The sequence below is a fragment of the Amycolatopsis sp. NPDC001319 genome (assembly GCF_042896185.1).
GTDB lineage: Bacteria > Actinomycetota > Actinomycetes > Mycobacteriales > Pseudonocardiaceae > Amycolatopsis.
The window spans coordinates 777,045-797,677 of the sequence record NZ_JBIAWY010000001.1; the positions used below are offsets into that span (position 1 = coordinate 777,045).

At 71.9% G+C, this 20,633-nt stretch carries 23 protein-coding genes and 1 riboswitch; of the genes, 11 read left to right on the forward strand and 12 right to left on the reverse strand.

Annotated elements, in window-relative coordinates; translation table 11 throughout:
- Positions 1 to 579: 579 nt before the first annotated feature.
- From ACFY1H_RS03710 to arfB, 5 genes are all read left to right on the forward strand, one after another.
- Positions 580 to 819, forward strand: a complete 240-nt coding sequence (locus ACFY1H_RS03710; RefSeq protein ID WP_220245081.1) for a DUF397 domain-containing protein — start codon at positions 580 to 582, stop codon at positions 817 to 819.
- Positions 806 to 1,177, forward strand: coding sequence for a hypothetical protein (locus tag ACFY1H_RS03715; RefSeq protein ID WP_366580462.1), 372 nt, complete (start codon positions 806 to 808; stop codon positions 1,175 to 1,177). Before ACFY1H_RS03710 ends, ACFY1H_RS03715 begins: the two co-directional genes overlap by 14 nt.
- A 215-nt stretch (positions 1,178 to 1,392) precedes the next feature.
- On the forward strand, positions 1,393 to 2,919 hold the full coding sequence (gene purF, locus ACFY1H_RS03720) for an amidophosphoribosyltransferase (RefSeq protein ID WP_366580463.1): 1,527 nt from the start codon (positions 1,393 to 1,395) through the stop codon (positions 2,917 to 2,919).
- Positions 2,920 to 2,949: 30 nt separating this feature from the next.
- Complete coding sequence (purM, locus tag ACFY1H_RS03725) at positions 2,950 to 4,020, forward strand: phosphoribosylformylglycinamidine cyclo-ligase (protein WP_366580464.1); 1,071 nt, start codon at positions 2,950 to 2,952, stop codon at positions 4,018 to 4,020.
- 40 nt (positions 4,021 to 4,060) lie between these two features.
- A complete protein-coding gene (arfB, locus tag ACFY1H_RS03730; protein ID WP_366580561.1) occupies positions 4,061 to 4,489 on the forward strand; it encodes an alternative ribosome rescue aminoacyl-tRNA hydrolase ArfB in 429 nt (142 codons plus the stop codon).
- Here arfB and ACFY1H_RS03735 read toward each other — a convergent pair.
- The 3 genes from ACFY1H_RS03735 to ACFY1H_RS03745 all read right to left on the reverse strand — a co-directional run bounded on the left by ACFY1H_RS03735 (position 4,486) and on the right by ACFY1H_RS03745 (position 7,250).
- Entirely contained in the window at positions 4,486 to 5,229 is a 744-nt protein-coding gene (locus tag ACFY1H_RS03735) for a GNAT family N-acetyltransferase (protein WP_386944359.1), read from the reverse strand. The genes arfB and ACFY1H_RS03735 overlap by 4 nt on opposite strands.
- Positions 5,230 to 5,435: 206 nt before the next feature.
- Positions 5,436 to 6,095 carry a VanZ family protein gene (locus tag ACFY1H_RS03740; RefSeq protein ID WP_386944361.1) on the reverse strand — a complete coding sequence of 220 codons (660 nt, stop codon included), beginning with the start codon at positions 6,093 to 6,095 and terminating at the stop codon, positions 5,436 to 5,438.
- 258 nt (positions 6,096 to 6,353) lie between these two features.
- Complete coding sequence (locus tag ACFY1H_RS03745) at positions 6,354 to 7,250, reverse strand: Gfo/Idh/MocA family oxidoreductase (RefSeq protein ID WP_366580469.1); 897 nt, start codon at positions 7,248 to 7,250, stop codon at positions 6,354 to 6,356.
- 43 nt (positions 7,251 to 7,293) lie between these two features.
- Positions 7,294 to 7,429: riboswitch (cobalamin riboswitch) on the forward strand.
- 13 nt (positions 7,430 to 7,442) lie between these two features.
- On the opposite strand from ACFY1H_RS03745, the gene ACFY1H_RS03750 reads away from it, so the two are divergent.
- Genes ACFY1H_RS03750 through ACFY1H_RS03765 form a run of 4 tightly spaced genes read left to right on the forward strand, consistent with a single transcriptional unit; the run spans position 7,443 to position 11,530 of the window.
- Positions 7,443 to 8,090, forward strand: a complete 648-nt coding sequence (locus ACFY1H_RS03750) for a hypothetical protein (RefSeq protein WP_386944363.1) — start codon at positions 7,443 to 7,445, stop codon at positions 8,088 to 8,090.
- A complete protein-coding gene (locus tag ACFY1H_RS03755) occupies positions 8,080 to 9,156 on the forward strand; it encodes a CbiQ family ECF transporter T component (protein WP_366580563.1) in 1,077 nt (358 codons plus the stop codon). Before ACFY1H_RS03750 ends, ACFY1H_RS03755 begins: the two co-directional genes overlap by 11 nt.
- Positions 9,153 to 10,751: an ABC transporter ATP-binding protein gene (locus tag ACFY1H_RS03760; RefSeq protein ID WP_386944365.1), complete on the forward strand. Its 1,599-nt coding sequence runs from the start codon at positions 9,153 to 9,155 to the stop codon at positions 10,749 to 10,751. The genes ACFY1H_RS03755 and ACFY1H_RS03760 overlap by 4 nt, the downstream gene beginning before the upstream one ends.
- Positions 10,748 to 11,530: an ECF transporter S component gene (locus ACFY1H_RS03765; RefSeq protein WP_386944367.1), complete on the forward strand. Its 783-nt coding sequence runs from the start codon at positions 10,748 to 10,750 to the stop codon at positions 11,528 to 11,530. Before ACFY1H_RS03760 ends, ACFY1H_RS03765 begins: the two co-directional genes overlap by 4 nt.
- A 281-nt stretch (positions 11,531 to 11,811) precedes the next feature.
- Here ACFY1H_RS03765 and ACFY1H_RS03770 read toward each other — a convergent pair whose 3' ends face one another.
- The gene (locus ACFY1H_RS03770) at positions 11,812 to 12,666 is read right to left on the reverse strand and encodes a 3-hydroxybutyryl-CoA dehydrogenase (RefSeq protein WP_386944369.1); all 855 of its coding nucleotides are present in this window, start codon (positions 12,664 to 12,666) and stop codon (positions 11,812 to 11,814) included.
- Positions 12,667 to 12,769: 103 nt separating this feature from the next.
- The gene (locus ACFY1H_RS03775; RefSeq protein ID WP_360597910.1) at positions 12,770 to 12,958 is read right to left on the reverse strand and encodes a DUF3073 domain-containing protein; all 189 of its coding nucleotides are present in this window, start codon (positions 12,956 to 12,958) and stop codon (positions 12,770 to 12,772) included.
- 207 nt (positions 12,959 to 13,165) lie between these two features.
- On the opposite strand from ACFY1H_RS03775, the gene ACFY1H_RS03780 reads away from it, so the two are divergent.
- On the forward strand, positions 13,166 to 14,062 hold the full coding sequence (locus tag ACFY1H_RS03780) for a hypothetical protein (RefSeq protein ID WP_386944371.1): 897 nt from the start codon (positions 13,166 to 13,168) through the stop codon (positions 14,060 to 14,062).
- On the opposite strand, the gene ACFY1H_RS03785 is transcribed toward ACFY1H_RS03780, so the two are convergent.
- From ACFY1H_RS03785 to ACFY1H_RS03795, 3 genes are read right to left on the reverse strand one after another with little or no spacing between them, the layout of a single operon-like run.
- Positions 14,043 to 14,981, reverse strand: coding sequence for an asparaginase (locus ACFY1H_RS03785; RefSeq protein ID WP_386944373.1), 939 nt, complete (start codon positions 14,979 to 14,981; stop codon positions 14,043 to 14,045). The two genes, ACFY1H_RS03780 and ACFY1H_RS03785, sit on opposite strands and share 20 nt — an antisense overlap.
- On the reverse strand, positions 14,978 to 15,544 hold the full coding sequence (locus ACFY1H_RS03790) for an aerial mycelium formation protein (RefSeq protein ID WP_366580484.1): 567 nt from the start codon (positions 15,542 to 15,544) through the stop codon (positions 14,978 to 14,980). Before ACFY1H_RS03790 ends, ACFY1H_RS03785 begins: the two co-directional genes overlap by 4 nt.
- Positions 15,545 to 15,593: 49 nt before the next feature.
- Positions 15,594 to 16,760 carry a YgfZ/GcvT domain-containing protein gene (locus ACFY1H_RS03795; RefSeq protein ID WP_386944375.1) on the reverse strand — a complete coding sequence of 389 codons (1,167 nt, stop codon included), beginning with the start codon at positions 16,758 to 16,760 and terminating at the stop codon, positions 15,594 to 15,596.
- A gap of 31 nt (positions 16,761 to 16,791) precedes the next feature.
- Here ACFY1H_RS03795 and ACFY1H_RS03800 point away from each other — a divergent pair, with 31 nt between their 5' ends.
- Positions 16,792 to 17,637: an aminodeoxychorismate lyase gene (locus ACFY1H_RS03800; protein WP_366580487.1), complete on the forward strand. Its 846-nt coding sequence runs from the start codon at positions 16,792 to 16,794 to the stop codon at positions 17,635 to 17,637.
- Here ACFY1H_RS03800 and ACFY1H_RS03805 read toward each other — a convergent pair.
- The 4 genes from ACFY1H_RS03805 to ACFY1H_RS03820 all read right to left on the reverse strand — a co-directional run bounded on the left by ACFY1H_RS03805 (position 17,619) and on the right by ACFY1H_RS03820 (position 20,501).
- A complete protein-coding gene (locus tag ACFY1H_RS03805; RefSeq protein WP_366580565.1) occupies positions 17,619 to 18,062 on the reverse strand; it encodes a hypothetical protein in 444 nt (147 codons plus the stop codon). The genes ACFY1H_RS03800 and ACFY1H_RS03805 overlap by 19 nt on opposite strands.
- Positions 18,063 to 18,305: 243 nt before the next feature.
- Positions 18,306 to 19,154: a biotin-dependent carboxyltransferase family protein gene (locus ACFY1H_RS03810; protein WP_386944377.1), complete on the reverse strand. Its 849-nt coding sequence runs from the start codon at positions 19,152 to 19,154 to the stop codon at positions 18,306 to 18,308.
- On the reverse strand, positions 19,154 to 19,762 hold the full coding sequence (pxpB, locus tag ACFY1H_RS03815; RefSeq protein WP_386944379.1) for a 5-oxoprolinase subunit PxpB: 609 nt from the start codon (positions 19,760 to 19,762) through the stop codon (positions 19,154 to 19,156). The genes ACFY1H_RS03810 and pxpB overlap by 1 nt, the downstream gene beginning before the upstream one ends.
- A gap of 124 nt (positions 19,763 to 19,886) precedes the next feature.
- A complete protein-coding gene (locus ACFY1H_RS03820; protein WP_386944381.1) occupies positions 19,887 to 20,501 on the reverse strand; it encodes an FABP family protein in 615 nt (204 codons plus the stop codon).
- Between the last annotated feature and the right edge of the window lie 132 nt (positions 20,502 to 20,633).

Consider the following 20,633-nt stretch of genomic DNA (forward strand, 5'->3'; position numbering starts at 1 on the left):
CAGCCCAGCCCAGCCCAGCCCAGCCCAGCCCAGCCCAGCCCAGCCCAGCCCAGCCCAGCCCAGCCCAGCCCAGCCCAGCCCAGCCCAGCCCAGCCGTGCCTGCCGTGCCTGCCGTGCCCCAGCCGTGGCGAGTCCGACCGAAGGTCTGCCCGTGCGGCGAGCGCCGACTGCTATCTCCGCGAGCCGTCAAAGCGCCTCGCCGCGTTGCGTGCATCCCGGCAGCGTGTCACCCTGCGGGGCATCGAGGCGCCCCCACGCCACGCGCCACCGTTCACCGAAACCCCGGCGCTCACACCCCGTCGCGGCTGTTCACCCGCTGAGAGCGGCGGTTTGTCGGGTTTTCGCGGAGCGCGACTTTCCCCGCGTCAACAGCGACGCAGCGTGACTTTTCACCCCTTCGAGTGGCGGTGTAATCGCCCGACCGGGACTTTCTACTGAAGTCTGTCGTCACGCAGTGAGAAAATTGCAAAAACTTCTGCACGTGCATTTACCGCTGCATGAGCGCGTGCTAGCGTCCCAGTCACAGGTAGATGCACGTGCAGATTCCTGAGCTTTTCACCGTCCCGGAAGGTGGGGATCATGGCTGAGCGGTTCGAGAACGGCATTCCGGCCGACCGTCTGACCGGCGCCCAGTGGCGCAAGGCGAGCTACAGCGGCGCTGTGGGCAACTGTGTGGAGGTCGCTCCGCTGGCTTCCGGCGAGATCGCGATGCGCAACTCCCGCTTCCCGACCGGCCCGGCGCTCGTGTACACCCGCGCGGAGATGGCCGCGTTCCTCGCCGGCGCGAAGGACGGCGAATTCGACGATGTCCTCGGCTGACGCGCTGGAGACCGTCGAGATCGGTCTCCAGGAGCTCATCGGCCGCGGCTACCAGTTCGTGCACCAGACGGACGCGAACGGCGAGTTCGAAGCCGTCGTCGGCGTCCGGGTGCACGACAACGTGGTGGACGTCGTCCGGCTCAATGCCGAGGACGACGCGATCGCCACGCGCGTGCCGGGCACGGAGGACAACGTCTTCGAGCCCGAGAGGTGGCTGTGGCGCCGCCGCGGTGAGGTGGCCGAGGTGCTGACCGAGGTCCTCGCGCTCCCCGACGAGGAAACCAAGGCGCTCGCCCCCGCCAAGGGGTGCTGGGTGCCCGGGCGCGGCGGCACTTCGAAGTGGCTCGCGGCCCGCTGAAAAACCCTTGATCTTCAGGCCCCGTGCGAGGTGGACAGCCACGTCGTGCGGGGCCTGGTTCATGCTCAGGGCCGAGAACCAAGATCCACAACGCGAGCACCGCTCTCTCAAACGCCGTGGTGAAGTGGGGAGAACCACGTCGCGCACGGCGTGACCCGCCTTAACACCCCTTACACTTGGACTTGGCCCGCCCACGTCTTCCTGGGAGCACCTCGGTGGTTTCCGACCCCTCCGCCAGTCCTGACCAGCCCGACCCGGAACCCCGCGAGGAGTGTGGCGTCTTCGGCGTCTGGGCTCCCGGGGAAGAGGTCGCGAAGCTGACCTACTACGGCCTGTACGCGCTGCAGCACCGCGGGCAGGAGGCGGCCGGCATCTCGGTCTCCGACGGCTCGCAGATCGTGGTCTTCAAGGACCTCGGCCTGGTCAGCCAGGTGTTCGACGAGCAGGTGCTGCAGTCGCTGCAGGGCCACATCGCCGTCGGGCACTGCCGCTACTCCACGACCGGCGCCACGATCTGGGAGAACGCGCAGCCGATCTTCCGCACCACCGCCACCGGCAGCGGCCTGTCGTTCGCGCACAACGGCAACCTCGTCAACACCGCCGAGCTGCGCGACCGCACGAAGGCCGCCGGTCTCAAGCCGCACGCGGGCCTCACCGGCTCGTCCAGCGACTCCGACCTCGTCTGCGGCCTGCTCGCCGCCAACGCGGCCGACAAGGGCATCGAGGCCGCGGCCATGGAGCTGCTGCCGACGCTCAAGGGCGCGTTCTGCCTGGTCTTCGCCGACGAGAACACCCTCTACGCCGCCCGCGACCCCCACGGCGTGCACCCGCTGGTGCTCGGCCGCCTGGAGCGCGGCTGGGTCGTGGCGAGCGAGACGGCCGCGCTGGACATCTGCGGCGCGTCGTTCGTGCGCGAGGTCGAGCCGGGTGAGCTCATCGCCATCGACGCCGAAGGCCTGCGCTCGTCGCGCTTCGCGAACCCGGAGCCCAAGGGCTGCGTGTTCGAGTACGTCTACCTCGCCCGCCCCGACACCACGATCGCCGGCCGCAGCGTGCACGCCACGCGTGTGGAGATCGGCCGACGGCTCGCCGGCGAGCATCCGGCCGACGCCGACCTGGTCATGCCCGTACCGGAGTCCGGCACGCCGGCCGCGATCGGCTACGCGCAGGGCTCGGGCATCCCCTACGGCACCGGCCTGGTGAAAAACGCCTACGTCGGGCGCACGTTCATCCAGCCGTCGCAGACGATCCGCCAGCTGGGCATCCGGCTGAAGCTCAACCCGCTGCGCGACGTGATCCGCGGCAAGCGCCTGGTCGTGGTCGACGACTCGATCGTGCGCGGCAACACCCAGCGCGCGCTCGTGCGCATGCTGCGCGAGGCCGGCGCGCTCGAGGTCCACGTGCGGATCGCCTCGCCGCCCGTGCGCTGGCCGTGCTTCTACGGCATCGACTTCGCCTCGCGCGCCGAGCTCGTGGCCAACGGTGTCGACCTCGACGGCATCCGCCGCTCGATCGGAGCCGACTCGCTGGGCTACATCTCGCTCGACGGCCTGGTCGCGGCCTCGGAGCAGCCGAAGTCGCGCCTGTGCACCGCGTGCTTCTCCGGCGAATACCCCATCGACCTGCCGGACGACGCGTTGATCGGCAAGCACCTGCTGGAAAGCATGGATTCGGTCAATGGCAAAGCGACTCCGGTCAGCCCGGCCGGGTACGGTGCCGAAGACGCCGTCCGGCGTCCCTAGTCCGAATTGTCCAGTAGGGAGTCCGCTTCCGTGAGCGAGTCCACGAGCGCCACGTACGCAGCCGCCGGCGTCAGCATCGAAGCCGGTGACCAGGCCGTCGAGCTGCTCAAGCCCCACGCCGAGCGCGCCACCCGCCCGGAGGTGCGCGGCGGGGTCGGCGGGTTCGCGGGGCTGTTCTCGCTCAAGCTCGACAAGTGGAAAGAGCCGGTGCTCGCGTCGTCCACCGACGGCGTGGGCACCAAGATCGCGGTCGCGCAGGCGCTCGACAAGCACGACACCGTGGGCATCGACCTGGTGGCCATGGTCGTCGACGACCTGGTCGTGACGGGCGCCGAGCCGCTGTTCCTGCAGGACTACATCGCGGTCGGCAAGGTCGTCCCGGAGAAGATCGCGGCGCTCGTCGGCGGCATCGCCGAGGGCTGCGTGCAGGCCGGCTGCGCCCTGCTCGGCGGCGAGACGGCCGAGCACCCGGGCCTGATGGGCGAGCACGACTACGACATCTCGGCCACGGGCGTCGGCGTGGTCGAGGCGTCCGCGCTGCTCACGCCCGAGAAGGTGCGCCCGGGCGACGTCGTGCTGGCCATGGGCTCCTCCGGTCTGCACTCCAACGGCTACTCGCTGGCCCGCCACGTGCTGCTCGACATCGCGCGCATGCCGCTCGACGGCCACGTCGAGGAGTTCGGCCGCACGCTCGGCGAGGAGCTGCTGGAGCCGACGAAGATCTACGCCAAGGACTGCCTGGCGCTGGCCGCCGAGACCGAGGTGCGCACCTTCGCGCACATCACCGGCGGTGGCCTCGAGGCGAACCTCGCGCGTGTGATGCCGCGCGGGCTGGTTGCGCGGCTGGAGCGGGGCACGTGGACGCCGGCGTCGGTGTTCGCGCTGATCGGGCAGCGCGGCAAGGTCGAGCGCGCCGAGCTGGAGAAGACGTTCAACATGGGCATCGGCATGGTCGCGATCGTGTCGGCCGAGGACGTCGACCGGGCGCTGGCCGTGCTGACCGCGCGCCACGTGCCGGCGTGGATCCTCGGCGACGTGCAGCCGGCCGACGACCCCGACGGCCCGCGCGCCGTGCTCTCGGGCGACCACCCGCGGTTCTAGAAACGCGGTTGTCGCGGCTGGGAGACTGGACAGCGTGGCAGTGGCAGAGGACGTGGTGGTCGGCTCCCGGTTCGTGATCCCGGCGGCCGAGTTGAGCGAGCGCTTCTCCCGGTCGTCCGGACCGGGTGGGCAGGGCGTGAACACCACCGACTCGCGCGTGGAGCTTTCGTTCGACGTCGCGCGGTCGGCGGCGATCCCGGAGCCGTTGCGCGAGCGGATCGTGGCGCGGCTGGCGGGTCGCCTTGTCGACGGCGTGCTCACCATCGCCGCCAGCGAGCAGCGTTCGCAGCTGCAGAACCGCGACGCCGCGCGTGAACGCCTCGCCGACCTGCTGCTCAAGGCCTCCGCGCCGCCGCCGGCCAAGCGGCGTCCCACCAAACCCTCCCGGGGTTCGAAGGAACGCCGCCTGGCCGCGAAGAAACGCCGCAGCGACGTGAAACGCGGCCGCGGCGGCCGGTTCGACGACTAGCTCACCGAGAGGTGCACGCACTCGCCGGCCGGCTCGTAGCCGACGCGGCGGTACACCGTGGCGATGCCAAGGTCGCCGGGGGTGAGAAATGCTGTGGGGCCACCTCGCTCGTGGACCAGGCGGGTCAGGTACGCCGTGATCGCCGACGCGATGCCGCGGCCGCGGTAGGCCTCGGCGACGGCGATGCCGGCGATCTCGGCCGCACCGTCCACGATGTCCAGCGCGAACCCGCCGCCGATCACCGCACCGGTCGCGGTGTCCTCGGCGCGCACGGCGCGGTCGCCGAACGAGCGGGTGCTCGCCAGCTCCGCGTCGGACACCTCAGGCGACGCGCCGAAGGCGACGTTCTGCGCCGAACGCAGGCTGCGCACGTCGGCGTCCGTCTCCGGAACGCGGAGCAGGATCCCGGCGGGTGCCGGGCGGTCCACGAAGCCGTCCGGGGTGCAGGTCATGAGCGGCACGCGCCGCTCGAGCGAATACCCCTGCGCGACGAGGAGTTCCTCCAGGCCGGGCGCGGCTTCGGTGAAGAACTCCAGCCGGGGCTGCCGGCCGCGGCGCGCGTACGCCTCGGTCAGCGCGGTGATCTCTTCGGGTGACGGCGCGGCGCCGTCGTCGGGGATCGCGTAGTTGAGCATCGGGTTGTCGCCGGTGCGGGAGAAGGTCGCCAGGAACGGGCCGATCCGTTCGACGTCACGGCCTCGGGGTGCGGTGGCGCGGACATACGCCTGAAGGGCGGACATGCTGGGTGAACCCTTTCGGGGTCGAAGGAGACCCACGCGCGCTGCCGAAGCGGGCAGGGCATGGGAAGGACGGCTGACGGGCTCGCGTCAGGCCTGACCTCGGCCGTCGCGAGCAGCGGCGGCAAACATAGGCGTTCCTTCGTCCGAAGATCCGAGAGCTTTCAGTGTCCCAGCGGGCGCAAGCGATTTAGCACGGTTCGGCCGGCTCAGCGCCGTTCCGGGTGCCCGATCCCGGCGTAGCGCGTGTCCCACACCGACCGCGGCACGCGCAGGCGGACGGGCGCGTTGCAGACGGTCCGCCGCACCTGCTGCGGGATCGCGACCACGGGCACCACGTCGAAGTAGCGCCAGCCGCGGCGGGTCAGGGCGGCGCCCAGCGTGGCGCCGATGGTGTTGAGCAGCACGTCGTCGGTCGAGGTCACGCGGCCGCTCTGAATGAGGAACTGCGTGGCCTCCACCAGCACGGACGCGCTCAGGGCGGTGAGCGCGATCCGGCTGAGCGACCGCAGCCGGCGCAGGCGCAGCGGCACGAGCGCGCCCAGCGGGCTCAGGAGGAGCAGATTGCCGACGACCTGCCAGAGCGATCCGTCGTCGGACAGCGCGGCGGAGAGGTCGGCGCCGGGCACCAGGTCGAGGGTGCTCCCCGAAGCGGTGCCGACGGGCATGATGACCAGGCAGAGCACGAGCGCGCCGAGCGTCACCGCCGTCACGTCGACGGCCGCGGTCGCCGACGCGTGGCCGAGGCTGATGTCGCTGCTTCTTCGCCGCCTCCGCGCGGCGAGCAAGGGCCAGCAAAGCAGCGCGTATGGCAACGCGATGGCCGTGATCGGGATGATCCCCCAGAAAGCGCGCAGCAAGGCACCCATGCGCTTCCCTTCTCGAACCCCTATGAACTGCTTCTTCCCGCCCTCCCAAGATCAACCTTCGCATTGCCGGTTCGAGTCGGCATGCTCAGCGGGCCGCACTATTCGGTGATCTTTCCGGTGGCGCGAAACGGCTTCCCGTGGTTCGGTCGAGGCGCGGACCGTCCATAGTGGATGCTGTGGACAACCCTGTGGAAGGATTGCGCCGACTTGGCGGAAAGCCTTGGTTCACAACGGAAACCAAGGGTTTGAGCCTGTGTACTACCCGGCGAGCTCGCGCGCCTTCTCGATGAGCGCGGACAGGTGCAGGCCACGGTGGACGTCGCACGGGTGCGTGGTCGTGCCACTCGCGACCATGGCCGCGAAGTCGTCCAGCAGAGCCGTGTAGGCCTCCCCGGCGGTGCCTGGTTTGCGGCCGAGTGTCCGGTAGCCGTGCTCGCCGTAGACCGCGACCTCGACCACGGTCGGCTGAACCGGGAGCCGCAGCGACAGCGTCGCGGTGCTCGTCGCGCCGCCCTCGTGGGCGAACATCAGCTGCCACAGGTCGTCGGGGCCGCGGTGGGCCGCGAGCACGTCGGTGATGCGGCCGAGGGCGGCGTCGAGCAGGTCGAACGCGTGCGGGCCGATGTCGGCGAGCGCGCCGCCGGACGCGTCGAGCCGCCACGCCGACGTCGAGTACTGCCCGCCGAGCAGTGCGCCCGAAAGCCAGCGCGCGCCACCGCCGCGCCAGCCGCCCGAGGCAGCGAGGCCGTCGAGCCATTCGCGCGTCTGCTGGGAGAACCGCAGCGTGAGCATCACGAGCGACGCGACGCCGGCCTTGTCCACGGCGTCGGCCAGCCGCTGCGCGCTCGCCAGGTCGGCGGCGATGGGCTTCTCGAGGATCAGGTGCTTGCCGGCCTCGGCCGCGCGCGTCGCGATCTCCGCCTGCACGGCGGGCGGCACGGCGAAGGCTAGGGCGTCGACCAGGGAGAACAGCTCGTCGAGGTCGTCGGTGCCGACCGCGTCGTGGGCCTCGGCCAGCGGGCGGGCGCTGGTGACGCGGCGCGCCCACACGGCGGTGAGCTCGGTGCCGGGGTGTTCGGCCAGTCCCGGCGCGTGCACCGTGGTCGCCCAGGGACCGGTTCCGACGAGGCCGATGCGCAGCTGTCCGACGTCCACGCCCGGAAGTGTAGGTGTGTCCGGCGCCGCTTCCGGCGGGTACCTCCGGTGGGTTAACGTCGGTCAGCTGTACACCACGATCGGGGGAAGCCGGTGGGAATCCGGCGCTGACCCGCAACCGTGAGCGGCCGCCCGCGCGGCCGTGAGCCGGATCGCCCGCCGTGGTCCGACTCGATGCGAGGTTCATCAACGATGCGGTTGTTCCCTGCAGTCCGGCTCCTGGCCGTGGCCGCGCTCCTGGTCACCGCCGGCCTGTCCGGCGCGAGTCCCGCCACCGCGACCGTGCCCGGGAAGGGCACCGCGGGCTACTGTCCCGACGCCACCGGCGTGACGGTGGTGGTCGACTTCCAGGACCTCGGTGGCGACACCCTGATCCGCTGCGCGCCCGGGCCGCAGGCCGACGGGGTGGCGGCCATGCAGAACGCGGGCCTCGACATCGCGGGCGTCGGCAAGTACGGCCTGGCGCTGATCTGCAAGATCGAGGGCAAACCGGTCGACCAGTCGTGCTCGGGGATGCCGCCGGAGAGCGCGTCGTGGAGCTTCTGGACGGCGACCGACGGCGGCAAGTGGGCTTCGAGCCAGGTCGGGGTGCAGGGCTGGAAGCCGCCGGCGGGGAGCTTCGAGGGCTGGTCGTTCGCGCACAACAAGTCCTTCCAGGACTACCCGCCGCCGCGGGTGGCGCCGGTGCGGAAGGCCAACGCGGCGGTGCCCGCGGCCGCGTCGACGGAATCCGGCGGCAGCGGCTTCCCGTGGAGCCTGGTGATCGGGCTCGTCGTGATCGTGGTGCTGGTCGTCGCCGGAGTGGTCGTCGGGCTGCGGCGCAGGCGTGCTGCCCGGTAACGCGCGGGCTCTGCACCCGGGTGCGTGGTGGGTGTGGGCGCTCGCGCTCGCCGTCGCCGCGAGCCGCACCACCAACCCGTTGCTGCTCGCGCTGGTGATCGCCGTGGCCGGGTTCGTGGTGGTGAACCGCCGGGGCGACGCGCCGTGGGCGCTGGCTTTTCGCGTGTACGCGCTGGTCGCGGCCGTGATCGTGGTGTCGCGCGTGCTGTTCCGCATCCTCATCGGCGGCGAGGACGGCGGCCACGTGCTGTTCACGCTGCCGACGATCCCATTGCCCGCCGCGGCCGCCGGGATCGAGCTGCTGGGGCCCACTTCGGCCGAGGAGCTGCTCGGCGGCTTCTACGACGGCCTGCGGCTGGCCACGATCGTGCTCTGCGTGGGCGCCGCCAACGCGCTGGCCAACCCGAAACGCCTGCTCAAGGCCGTGCCCGGTGCGTTGGCCGAGGTGAGCACGGCGGTCACGGTGGCGCTTTCGGTGGCCCCGCAGCTGGTGGAGAGCGTGCAGCGGGTGCGGCGCGCGCGCCGGCTGCGCGCGGCGCGTGGACGGGGGCTGAGGTTCGTGAAGGGGGTTTTCGTGCCGGTGCTGGCGGACGCGCTGGACCGCTCGCTCCTGCTCGCGGCGGCCATGGACTCGCGCGGCTACGGCCGGCGCGGGTACCTCGCACCGCGCGTGCGGGTGCTGATCGCCGCTTGCGTGCTCGCCGGACTGGTCGGGGTCGCCGTCGGGGTGTACGGGGTGCTGGACGGGTCGTCGAGCTGGCTCGGCGTGCCGATGCTGGTGGCGGGGCTGGCCGTGGCGTCCGCCGGGTTCGTGCTGGGCGGGCGGCGCATCCAGCGGACGGCGTACCGGCCCGATCCGTGGCGGCTGCCGGAGACGTTGGTGGTGCTGTGCGGCGTCGCGTCGGCGGGGCTGCTGCTGGCTGCTTCGCCGGCTTCGTTGGCCACGTCGGTCAGCCCGCCGGCTTGGCCCACCTTGCCGTTGGTGCCGACGTTGGCCGTGCTGATCGGGGTGCTGCCGGCGTGGCTCGCGCCGCGGCCGCAGTCCGTTGTGGAGGTGGCGCGGTGATCGAGTTCTCGCAGGTCACGGTCACTTACGACGGCGCTTCCGCGCCCGTGCTGCACGGCGTCGACCTCGTGGTGGAGGAAGGCGAACTGTGCCTGGTGGCCGGGCGAACCGGGGTCGGCAAGTCGACTTTTCTCGGTGCCATCAACGGGCTCGTGCCCCACTTCACCGGCGGCACGTTGGCCGGACGGGTGCTCGTCGCCGGTCTGGACACCGCGACGCACCCACCGCGTGAGCTGGCGTCCGTCGTCGGCGTCGTGGGGCAGGACCCGCTCGCGGGGTTCGTCACGGACACTGTGGAGGAAGAGCTCGCGTACGCGATGGAGCAGCTGGCCGTGGCGCCCGACGTGATGCGCAAGCGCGTGGAGGAGACGCTCGACCTGCTGGGCATCGCCGAGCTGCGCGACCGTCCACTTCGGACGCTTTCCGGCGGGCAGCAGCAGCGCGTGGCGATCGGGTCGGTGCTCACCGCGCACCCGGGCGTGCTCGTGCTGGACGAACCGACGTCGGCGCTCGACCCGACCGCCGCCGAGGAGGTGCTGGCCGCGATCACGCGGCTGGTGCATGACCTCGGCACCACGGTCGTCGTCGCGGAGCACCGGATGGAGCGTGTGGCGCAGTACGCCGACCGGCTGCTCTACCTCCCGGGCGACGGTTCCGTGCGGTCCGGACCACCGGGGGAGGTGTTCGCGGACGCCGACGTCGCGCCGCCGATCGTGGAGCTCGGCCGGTTCGCGGGCTGGTCGCCGCTGCCGCTCTCGGTGCGGGACGCGCGGCGGCGGGCGGGACCGTTGCGAGAACGGCTCTCGACGGCGGCCCGCCCCGCCGCGGCCCGCGTGCCTACGGAGGCCGTGCTCACCGCGCGGGGGGTGCAGGTGCGCTACGGAGGCGTAGTGGCCGTGCGCGGGGTGGACCTGCGGCTGGGCCGAGGTGAGGTCGTCGCGTTGATGGGGCGCAACGGGTCCGGCAAGTCTTCGCTGCTCTGGGCGCTGCAGGGCAGCGGGCCGCGCTCGGGCGGGACCGTCGACGTGCTGGGTGTGGACCCGGCTGCGGCGCGGCCCCGGGCGGCCCGGTCGCGTGTCGGCTTGGTGCCGCAGACCCCGTCCGACCTGCTGTACCTCGACTCCGTGGCCGCAGAGTGCCGGCAGGCGGACACCGAGTCGGGCGCCGCCGCGGGCACGGCCCGGGCGTTGCTGGACCGGCTGGTTCCGGGCGTCTCGCCGGAGGCGAACCCCCGTGACCTGTCCGAAGGCCAGCGGCTCGCGCTCGTGCTGGCCGTGCAGCTGGCCGCCGCGCCGCCGGTTGTCCTGCTCGACGAGCCGACCCGCGGCCTGGACTACCCGGCGAAGCGCCACTTCGCGGCCGTGCTGGCTTCGCTGGCTTCTTCGGGCGTCGCGGTGCTGCTGGCCACGCACGACGTCGAGTTCGTCGCCGTGGCCGCCCACCGCGTGGCGGTCCTGGCCGACGGCGAGGTGGTGGCCGACGGCCCGACCGCCGACGTCGTGGTGTCGTCGCCGGCCTTCGCGCCGCAGGTGGCGAAGGTCCTGGCGCCGCAGGAGTGGCTGACGGTCGCCGAGGTCGAGCAGGCGCTGCGGTGACGGACTTCCTCGGCCCGGCCGTCCGGATCCGGCTGCGAACCGTTTTCGTGCTCGCGGTCGCCGTGGTCCTCGGCCTGGCGATGTTCTGCTGGCCGCTCTTCGTGTCGACGCCACCATCGGGTCGCACGGCCGACGCGCCGTTCGTCTTCATGGCGACGCTGCCGGTGCTGATCCTGATCGTGCTCGCCGAACTGTCGAGAGGTGGCCTCGACGCGAAGGCCCTGGCCCTGCTCGGCGTCCTGTCCGCCGTCGACGCCGCGCTGCGCCCCCTCGGCGCCGGCACGGGCGGCATCGAGCTGGTGTTCTTCCTGCTGGTGCTCGCCGGCCGCGTCTTCGGCCCCGGCTTCGGCTTCGTGCTCGGCGCGACCTCGCTCTTCGCGTCCGCCCTGCTCACGGGCGGCGTCGGGCCGTGGCTGCCGTTCCAGATGCTCGCGTCTTCCCTGGTCGGCCTGGGAGCGGGCCTGCTGCCACGCGCTGTGCGCGGCCGCTGGGAGATCGCGCTGCTCGCTGCGTACGGCGTGGTGGCCGCGTACTTCTACGGGCTCGCGATGAGCATGTTCACCTGGCCGTTCCTCGCGGGCGCCTCCTCCCTGGACTTCGTCCCGGGCGCACCCTTGGGCGCCAACCTGCACCGCTTCCTGGTCTTCACGGTCCTCACGTCCACCCTCGGCTGGGACACGGGCCGGGCACTCACGAACCTGGTCGCGATCCTGGTCCTAGGGCCCGCCATCCTGACCCTCCTCCGCCGCGCGGCTCGACGGGCTTCGTTCAGGCCTTGATCGGGTCGAAGGTCACGACGGCGTCGCAAATGGACGACTCGCTCCACGCCCGTGTGACCGGCGGGACCGTTCGCGGCGCACTGGTCGATCGACCGGACCGCTCGTGACGAACTCGTGGCCGAGGGGCCCGCTCACGTGGTGGGTTGCGGTCCGAACGGTCCACTCGCGCCTGCGCGCGGGGTGAAACGAGACCGCTCGTCGGCCCGCCCGACGGACCGCTCGCACTGCCGTGCAGCGGCCTAGCGGCGCGGTGAACCTGCCGGCAAACAGGCGATCAGCGATCAGTATATGTAAAAGCCCCGCCCGGACTTCTTCCCCATCAGCCCCGCGTCGACCATGCGCAGGAGGAGCGGAGGGGCCGCGTAGAGGGGTTCCTTGAACTCGTCGTACATCGAGTCCGCGATGGCCTTCACGGTGTCGAGGCCGATGAGGTCCGACAGGCGCAGCGGGCCCATCGGGTGGGCCGTCCCGAGTTCCATGCCGCGGTCGATGTCTTCGGCGGTGGCGAAGCCGGATTCGACCATGCGGATCGCGGAGAGCAGGTAGGGCACCAGCAGCGAGTTGACGATGAAGCCGGCGCGGTCCTGGGCGCGGATCACCGTCTTGCCCAGGGCTCCGGCGTGTTCCTCGGCGCGGCGGGCGGTGTCGTCGGCCGTGAGAAGCGACGGGACCAGCTCGACGAGCGGCAGCACGGGCACCGGGTTGAAGAAGTGGATGCCCACGACCTGCTGCGGGCGGCTCGTGGCCATGGCGATCTTGACGATCGGGATGGACGACGTGTTGGACGCGAAGATCGCGTCGGGGCGGGAGACGAGCTTGTCGAGCTGGGCGAAGACGTCGGTCTTGGCCTGTTCCTGCTCCAGGATGGCCTCGATGACCAGGTCGCGGTCCGCGAGGTCGGCCAGGTCCGTCGTGAAGCGAAGGCGCCCCAACGCCGCGGCGGCGTCGTCAGCCGAGAGCTTGCCGTTCTTCACGCCGCGCTGCAGCGACTTCTCGATGCGCGCCTTGCCGGCGTCGAGGGCAGCCTGGCTGACCTCGGTGATCACCACGTCGAAACCCGACTTGGCGTGCACCTCGGCGATGCCCGAGCCCATCTGCCCGGCACCCACCACGCCGACTCGCTGAATGTCTGTCACCGGCTAGCTCCTTCGTCACGCAGGCACAGAAAATGGGCAGCACGCGACGCGCGAGGGTGGTGCCGGGCAGTGCCCGGACTCCACCCTCGCGTATCGCGTCTGCTCAACGCCGGTATTCGTCGTACCCGTCGTCGTACGGGTCCTCGTACCGGTTGTCGTCCTCGTGCCCGTTGTTGGCCGAGGAATCACTCGACAGCTCGCGCTGCAAAGCATCGAAATCGGTGTCGTGGGAGCTGTACTTGAGCTCGCGCGCCACCTTCGTCTGCTTGGCCTTAGCCCGGCCGCGCCCCATGGCTCGACCCCCTCGCACAGGGGCGGGGCGGCCGGGGGAATCGGCGGCCCCGCATCGTCTCGACAGTTCTTTCCTGGTCACACCGTACCGTGTCCCGGGGGTTCGATGCGACGTGGCACGGTGTGCCGGTGGCGACAGTGTCCGCCGGACGCCGGTTACCGGCCTGTCGGTGGGGATCGGCGCAGGTGGGCGTGCCACGATGCTCAGGTGCTCCGTCCCTTCGTGGCGTATCTGAGGGTGTACGAACCCCTGCTCGCGCTCGGCGACCCGCCCGACGACCGGCTGCGTGAAGCCGTCGCCGCGGCGAAGCTGCGCCGGGCCGCGATCGGCGAACGCGAGCAGTCCGTGTGGCTCAAGTCACAGGCTGCCGCGCCCGCCCGGTTGCTGCCCGCGGAGCTCGCCGACGGGCGGCCCGCGCCGAGCCTGCTCACCGACGTCCTCGTGCTCGACCCGGCGGAGGTCCCGGCCGGTCACCCCGGCGAAGGCCCGTTCGTGTGCCCGCTCGAACTGCGCGCCCGCGCGGCCGCCGCGCTGGTGACCTTCCTCGGCGACGCGACCCCGGCGTTGAAGAACGCCGTGCTCGACGCCGGCGGCGTCTCGGCCGACCGCGCCCGCTCGCGCACCAAGGCGGCGATGGCCGACCTGACCACGGCCGCCGCCCACACCCTCACCACCACCTGGACCGTGCCGCTGCCGTGGTTCGTCCTCGTCGACCCCGACGAGCGCAAGCTCGTTCTCGGCTCCGGCCAGGACGATCCGGCGCGCGAGCTCTCCTGGCGCACGTCGATGTCCGACGCGCTGACCCGCGCGGCCGAGGCCGGCGAGCTGATCGAGGCCGCGTTCGGCGACTCCGGTCCGGGCCGCGTCCTGTCGCAGACGCAACAGTGGCTGGAGAGCTTCGACCCCGACTCCGTGGTGGAGCTGGACTACGGCGGCCTCGTGCAGCTGTTCGCCGACGCGATCCTCGAGTCCGACACCACGGCCGAGGAGGTCCACGACATCCTCGAAGCCCTGCGCACCGGCAACGTCGAGGAGCTGGCCGAGCTGTTCTCCGAGCTGCGCGAGTTCTGGGGCGACCTCGCGGCTAGGGAGCGCTCCAACTGACCCGCAGCCGGCCCACGGGCCGGCCACCACCGAGCACCGGCGGGTTCGCGAGGACTTCGAGGTCGGAGACGTCCACGCCCAGGTGCGCGAGCACCGCCACGGCCAGCGGCCCGCAGCCGCGCTTCGCGCCGTCGGACATCTTCAGCGCCACCGCCGTGCCGTCGGCCAGCGCGAAGGCCAGCACGCCCTCGGCGCCGATCTTCGACAGCAGCCCCGGCACCCCGCCCATCAGCGCGGTGTCCTCCCGGTCCGTGCCGGCGACCAGCCACGGGTGCGCGCGCATGGCGTCGGCCACGCGCCGCTCGTCCGAACCGGAAGGCGCCTGCACCAACCGGCCGAACGCACGGGCCAGGCCCGTGAGCGAGTAGGCGAACAGCGGCGCGCCGCAGCCGTCGACGCCGGTCGTGGCGATCGGTTCCCCGGTCAGCTCCACCACGGTGTCGGCCAGGGCCTTCTGCAACGGGTGACCGGGCTGCTCGTAACCGTCGGTCGGCCAGCCCGCGGCGACGCACGTGGCGAGCATCCCGGCGTGCTTGCCGGAGCAGTTCATCGTGACGCGCAACGGCTCGGTCGCCGCGTGCATCGTCGGCTCGTGCAGCGGGTACGCGGGCGGGCAGGCGAGCGCCGACTCGTCGAGACCGGCCGCCGCGAGCATCGCCGCGACGCGCTCGACGTGGCCGGATTCGCCGGAGTGGGAGCCGCAGGCCAGCGCGAGGTCGGCGCTGTCGTAGTCCAGGCCGGAGCGCAGCATGCCGACGCCCTGCAGGGGTTTGGTCGACGACCGCGGGAAGACGGGGCCAGTCACGTCGCCCACGGAGTGGATCACGCTGCCGTCCGGCGCCGTGATCACCAGCGAACCGCGGTGCACGCTTTCCACGAGGCCGGACCGCTCGACCTCGACGAGAACCGGTTCCGTCACTCTTCGGTGCGTCCCAGCTCGGAGTCGAGCAGCTCGTCGACGGTCGCGGAGCCGCGCTGGTAGCGGCCGGCGATCTCGGCGTTGAGCGTGTCCATCACGCCTTGCACCTGGCGCCGGAACGTGGACACCGAAGACTCCTCGGTGGCGTAGGTGTCGAGCGCGGCGGCGAGTTTGTCGTCGGAGAGCGTGCCGACGTCGGTGAGGTCCGTGTCGCCGATCAGCGCCTCGGCGTGGCGGCGGTGCTCGCCGGCGCGCGAGGGTTCGAGCTGCTGGTGGCGCCCGGAACCGGTGGCGGGGCCGAGCGCGTTGTCGGCGAGGATCGTGGCGAGCTGGTCGACGATGCTGTTGACGCCACCGGACGACCGGCGCTGCTGTTCCGCGCGCACGATGTCGATCCGCGCGTGCAGCAGCCGGCGCAGGTACGAGAGGTCGGTCTCCTCCTGCGCGGCCTCGTCACGGCGTTCGCGCAGCACCGGCAGCGGCAGGTCGCCGAGTCCGGTGAGGTATCCCGGGGCGAGGACGCGGTCGATCCGCCGTCGCCCACCGGGACGCACTTCGATCACGGGCACATCCTGCTCTAGATTCCCCGACAATGCTACCGCCGGGTTCAGTTCAGCCCCGCAACCGTTGCGCGGCCTCCCGACCAGGTGCGGCGTGCTCGCCCGGCACGGAGTCGGGGTCCACGATGGCCTGAACGGTGCGGTCAGTGGGGTTTTCAGAGTCGTCCTGTTTGTCGTCTTTCCCCAGGCCGGCGAGCAGTTCCGCGCCCGCCGGCACGGAGCGTTTGACCAAGGCCAGCGCGATCGGGCCGAGCTCGTGGTGCTGCACGACGGTGCCCACGCGGCCCACCACACGTTCGCCGAGGCGCACCGGGTCACCCGTTTCGGGCGTGATCTCGGGTGAACCGTCGAGGTGCAGCAGCGCCAGGTAGCGCGGCGGGCGCCCGACGTTGTGCACCTTCGCGACGGTTTCCTGGCCGCGGTAGCAGCCCTTCGCCACGTGGGCGGCGCTGCCGATCCAGCCGACCTCGTGCGGAATGGTGCGGTCGTCGGTGTCCACGGCGACGCGCGGGTGCCGCGACTCCACGCGCAGCGCGTCGAACGTCCAGCTGCCGGCCGGGCGCGCACCCGCGTCGGTGAGGCCCTGCCACCACGTCGCGAGCTCTTCGCGCGGCACCAGAAGGTCCACACTGGACCGAGACGGCCACGGCATGCGGCGGGCGAAACCACCGCCGGGCAACGCCGACACGGCATACGGCTCGGCGCCGACCGCCACCCCCACGGCCGTGAGCACGCGTTCGGCCTCCGGCCCGAGCACGGTGAGGACGGCGAGTTCCGTTGTGGCGTCGCGGATCTCGACCTTCGACCAGAACTTCATCGCCTCGAGGTATTCACGCAACGTCTGCTTGCCGCCCTTGGGCAGCGCGCTCGTGGCGACGGGGCCCGGGTCGCTGTCGAGCCAGACGGTGCCGTCGAGGTGCGCCAGCACGAAGTGCGTGTCGATGTGGCCCTGACTGTCGAGCACGAGGGCTTCGGTGCCTGATCCCTCGGGTAGCTCCGTCACGTGCTGGGAGATCACGAGGTGCAGCCAGCTCAAGCGTTCTTCGCCTGAAACAGCCAGGACTTCGCGGTGCGAGCGGTCGATCACGACCACACCGCGCGCGGCGGTGCGCTGCTCGGCGAACGGATCGCCCCAGTGCCACGGAACTCCCGCCTCGGGGTGTCCGTCGGGCGCGGCGATCGCGCGGGGGGCTTCGAGCAACGGCGAGCGGTAGGCCATAACCACAAGACTATGTGAGTACGGTGAGGGAATGCGCGTCCTCGCCTTCCTCGACGGAAACCTGGCCGACCCCGACGCCGCCCACCTTCGCGTGGACGACCTCGGTTTGCTGCGCGGAGACGGGGTGTTCGAGACCATCCTCGTGGCTGATAAAAAACCGCGAGAAATGCGTCCGCACCTCGACCGGCTCGCCCGTTCCGCGGCGATGCTGGAGCTGCCGGCGCCCGACCTCGCCGCGTTCGAGACGGCCGCCCGCGCCGTGATCGACAACTGGGCCGGTGGCCGGGAAATCGCGTTGAAACTCGTGTACACGCGGGGTGTCGACGGGGATCCGGCCGGCACGCCGACCGCGTTCGCGATCGGCATGGAGATCGACGAGAAGGTGCGCCGCGCCCGAGCCGAGGGCGTCGCCGCGGTGACGCTGGAGCGCGGCTTCGGACCCGACGTCGCCGAGCGCGCGCCGTGGCTGTTGCTGGGCGCGAAGACCGTCTCGTACGCCGTGAACATGGCCGCCCTGCGCGAGGCCGGGCGTCGCGGTGCTCAGGATGTGATCTTCACCGCTGCCGACGGTTCCGTGCTGGAAGGCCCCACGTCCACGGTCGTGCTGGCGCGCGAACGCACGCTCTACACGCCGCCGTCCACCGTCGGGATCCTGCCGGGCACCACGCAGGCGGCCCTGTTCCGCGGTGCGGAGAAGGCCGGCTGGACGGTGAAGGTGGAGCCGTTCTCGGCCGCCGACCTGGCGACGGCCGACGGGGTGTTCCTCGCGTCGTCGGTCCGGCTCGTCACCCGCGTCCACACGCTGGACGGCAATGCGCTGCCCGACTCGGCGGAGCTGCACCGCGAACTGGTGGCGGCCTACGAAGGCGAGTACTGAGCCGGCGCCGCACTGATCACCACGGCGGACGCGCGTACGCCTTCGGCCTCGTAGGCGGCGATCTTGTGGTGCCCGTCCAGGATCAATGGCCGGGCGCCGGACAGCACGACGGCCACGGGACGGTGGCCGGTCCGGATCGCCGTGCGGTAGTAGGCGACGCGCGCCTCGTCGTCGGGCGGCCAGGTCGCGGTGGGCACGAGCGGCTCGTCGGACTCGAGGCGGGCGGGGCCGTCGACCTGGTAACAGCCGTCGACGAGCAGGGCCAGCAGGTCACGCAGGGTCTCCGCCAGCGGACGCCGCAGCTGGCCCGTGGCCAGCGCGATGCGCAACGACTGCGGCAGCTCCACCCGAGCGCCACCGCTCGGTTCCAGGACCCTGTTCAGTTCCAGGACACCTGTCCCACCCGTGACCGTTACCCGTTCCACGCCCATCAAGACGAGCGGAACCGCACGGAGGTTCCAGGGCGTGCCCGCGCGAGTGCGCCGAGTGACCCGCGTCTCACCGCGGTGGCCACAACGGGCGATCGGGCCCGATCGCGACCCCTGCATCCAGTTCCGCGATCGGGCACGGGTCAGGGGCTGGCTCGGTGAGTTCGTCGCCGACGTGGCAGCCCGCCGAGGCGCCGGCGTCTCGCTGCTCCTCACGGTGAGCCGCTCGGCCTGACCGGGTCAAGACGAGCGGAACCGCACGGAGGTTCCCGGGCGTGCCTGCGCGAGTGCGCCGAGGGAACCGCGTCTCACGACGGCGGCCACCGGGTAGCCGCCGGTCGTGGGGTGGTCCGCGAGGAAGACGACGGGCCGGCCGCTCGGCGGGACCTGGATCGCGCCCGTCAGGAGGCCTTCGCTGGGCAGTTCGGCGGTGTTCGCGCGGTGCAGCGGTGGGCCGTCGAGACGCAGGCCGACACGGTTGGACTCGGGCGTCACGGTCCACCAGGCGCCGAGGCCCTCGGCGAGGTCGGTGAACCAGTCGTCGCGCGGGCCGAGGACCACGGGCACCACGAGCCGTTCGGGGGTCGCCGGAGCGACCACGACGTCGGCTCCCGCCGGCACTCCGGTGACCGGGCCGAGCGGCAGCGAGACGTCGTCTTCCAGCGGTTCCGGCCCGATGCCCGAGAGGACGTCGCGCGAACGGCTGCCCAGTATCGGCTCGACGGCGATCCCGCCCGAAACCGCCAGGTAGCTGCGCAAACCGGCCGTCGGGCGGCCGAGCGCAAGCGTTTGCCCCTCCCGTAGCGAGACGGCCGAGTGGGAACCGACGGGCCGGTCGTCCACCTGAACCGGCACGAGGGGTCCCGTCACGGCGACGGTGCACGGCGCCGTCGCCCGCACGGTCAGCCCACCCAGCAACGCCTCGATCCCGGCGGCGTCCTCGGGGTTGCCGACCAGGCGGTTGCCCAGGCGCAGGGCGTCGGCGTCGAGCGCGCCGGACGGCGGCACGCCGAGGTGCGCGTAACCGGGCCGGCCGAGGTCCTGCACCAGCGCGAGCGGTCCCGTGTGGACGATCTCCAGCGCGCGCATCACACGCTCCGGAAGCGCACGCGGTCGCCGGGCGCGAACAGCGCCGGCCGCGCGGCGGTGGGGTCGAACAGAGTCGCGTCGGTGTGCCCGAGCAGCCGCCAGCCGCCGGGGGACTCGCGCGGGTAGACGCCGGTGAACTCCCCGCCGATGCCCACGGACCCGGCGGGGACCTTCGTGCGCGGGGACTCGAGCCGGGGCTGCTGCAACGCGTCCGGCAGTCCGGTCAGGTAGCCGAACCCGGGCGCGAAGCCGGTGAACGCCACGGTGTACTCGGCGTCGGTGTGCAGCTTGACGACGTCGGCCTCCGACACCCCGGCCTCGCGCGCCACGAGTGCCAGGTCTTCGCCGTCGTAGTGAACGTCCAGCGTGACCTCGCGCGGCGACCCGGCGGGTGGATGCGTGAGATCGGCGCCGTCGAGCAGGTCCCGCACTGCCTTGAGGACGGACGACCCGGGCTCGGCCACCACGAGCAGGCTGCGCGCCCCGGGCACGAGCTCCGCGATCCCGTCGATCCCGGCGGCCTCGACCGTGGCGCGGGCGGCCGTCATCTGCGCGAGCGAGTCGCAGTCGAGCAGGGCGGCGTGCTCGCCGCAGGGCCGCCAGAGCATGGACAGAGCCTACTGTCCCGATCGTTGCCAATCCGACCACAGACACGGCCGAATGGCTTCGTAGCAACGGTTACGTGCCGCGTGGGCGTCGGCCTGCTGTTGGCCGGATTGGTAAGGGCCCTGCTCAGCCGACGACGCGGTGCAGCAGCGCCGACGCATGCGGCTGCATCTCCTGGCCCATCATGGCGCGCTCCTCGACGTAGCCGAGGCTGCCTTCGATGAGGCCGTAGAGCCGCTGCGCCGCGGTGACGTCCTTGGCCGTGGCCGTGCGGATCACCGCGTCGGTGCCGAGCTCCCACGACGTCTGGTTGCGCGGCTTGCCGTAGTAGAGCTCCACGATGCCGGAGCTGTGCGTGAGCAGCAGCTCGATCGTGTCGTCCTCCTGCGGCCGCCAGAACCCGCTCTCGCGGGCGGCGGGGTGGATGACGTTGCCCTCGTCGTCGAGCAGCCACGCGCGCGCCTCGTGCGTGAGGAACGGGCGGCCGTCGTGCGCGATGGTGAGCTGCTGCGCGAACTTGACCGGGCCGTCGATGGTCGGGTAGTCGACCTCGCCCTCACCGCGCCAGACACCGACCATCGGCAGCAGCGCGAGGCACGCGTCGTTCAGGTTCGGGCCCTCGCGCAGGTTGGCCGTGTCGTTGGGGATCGGCAGGTCGTCCCACAACGGCAGGTTGCGCGTGCGCGTGCTCGCCGCACGCTCCTCCGCGGCCGCGATGGCTTCGTCGCCACTGGCGGTCATGGCGCTCAGCGCTGGTCGGCGTACAGCCGGTAGACGACGTAACAGGCGAACCACACGACGGCGACTGCCGCCAGGGCCAGCAGGATCGTAAACAGGGTCTCCACAGCGAGGAGAATAGTCGGCCCGGCGCCT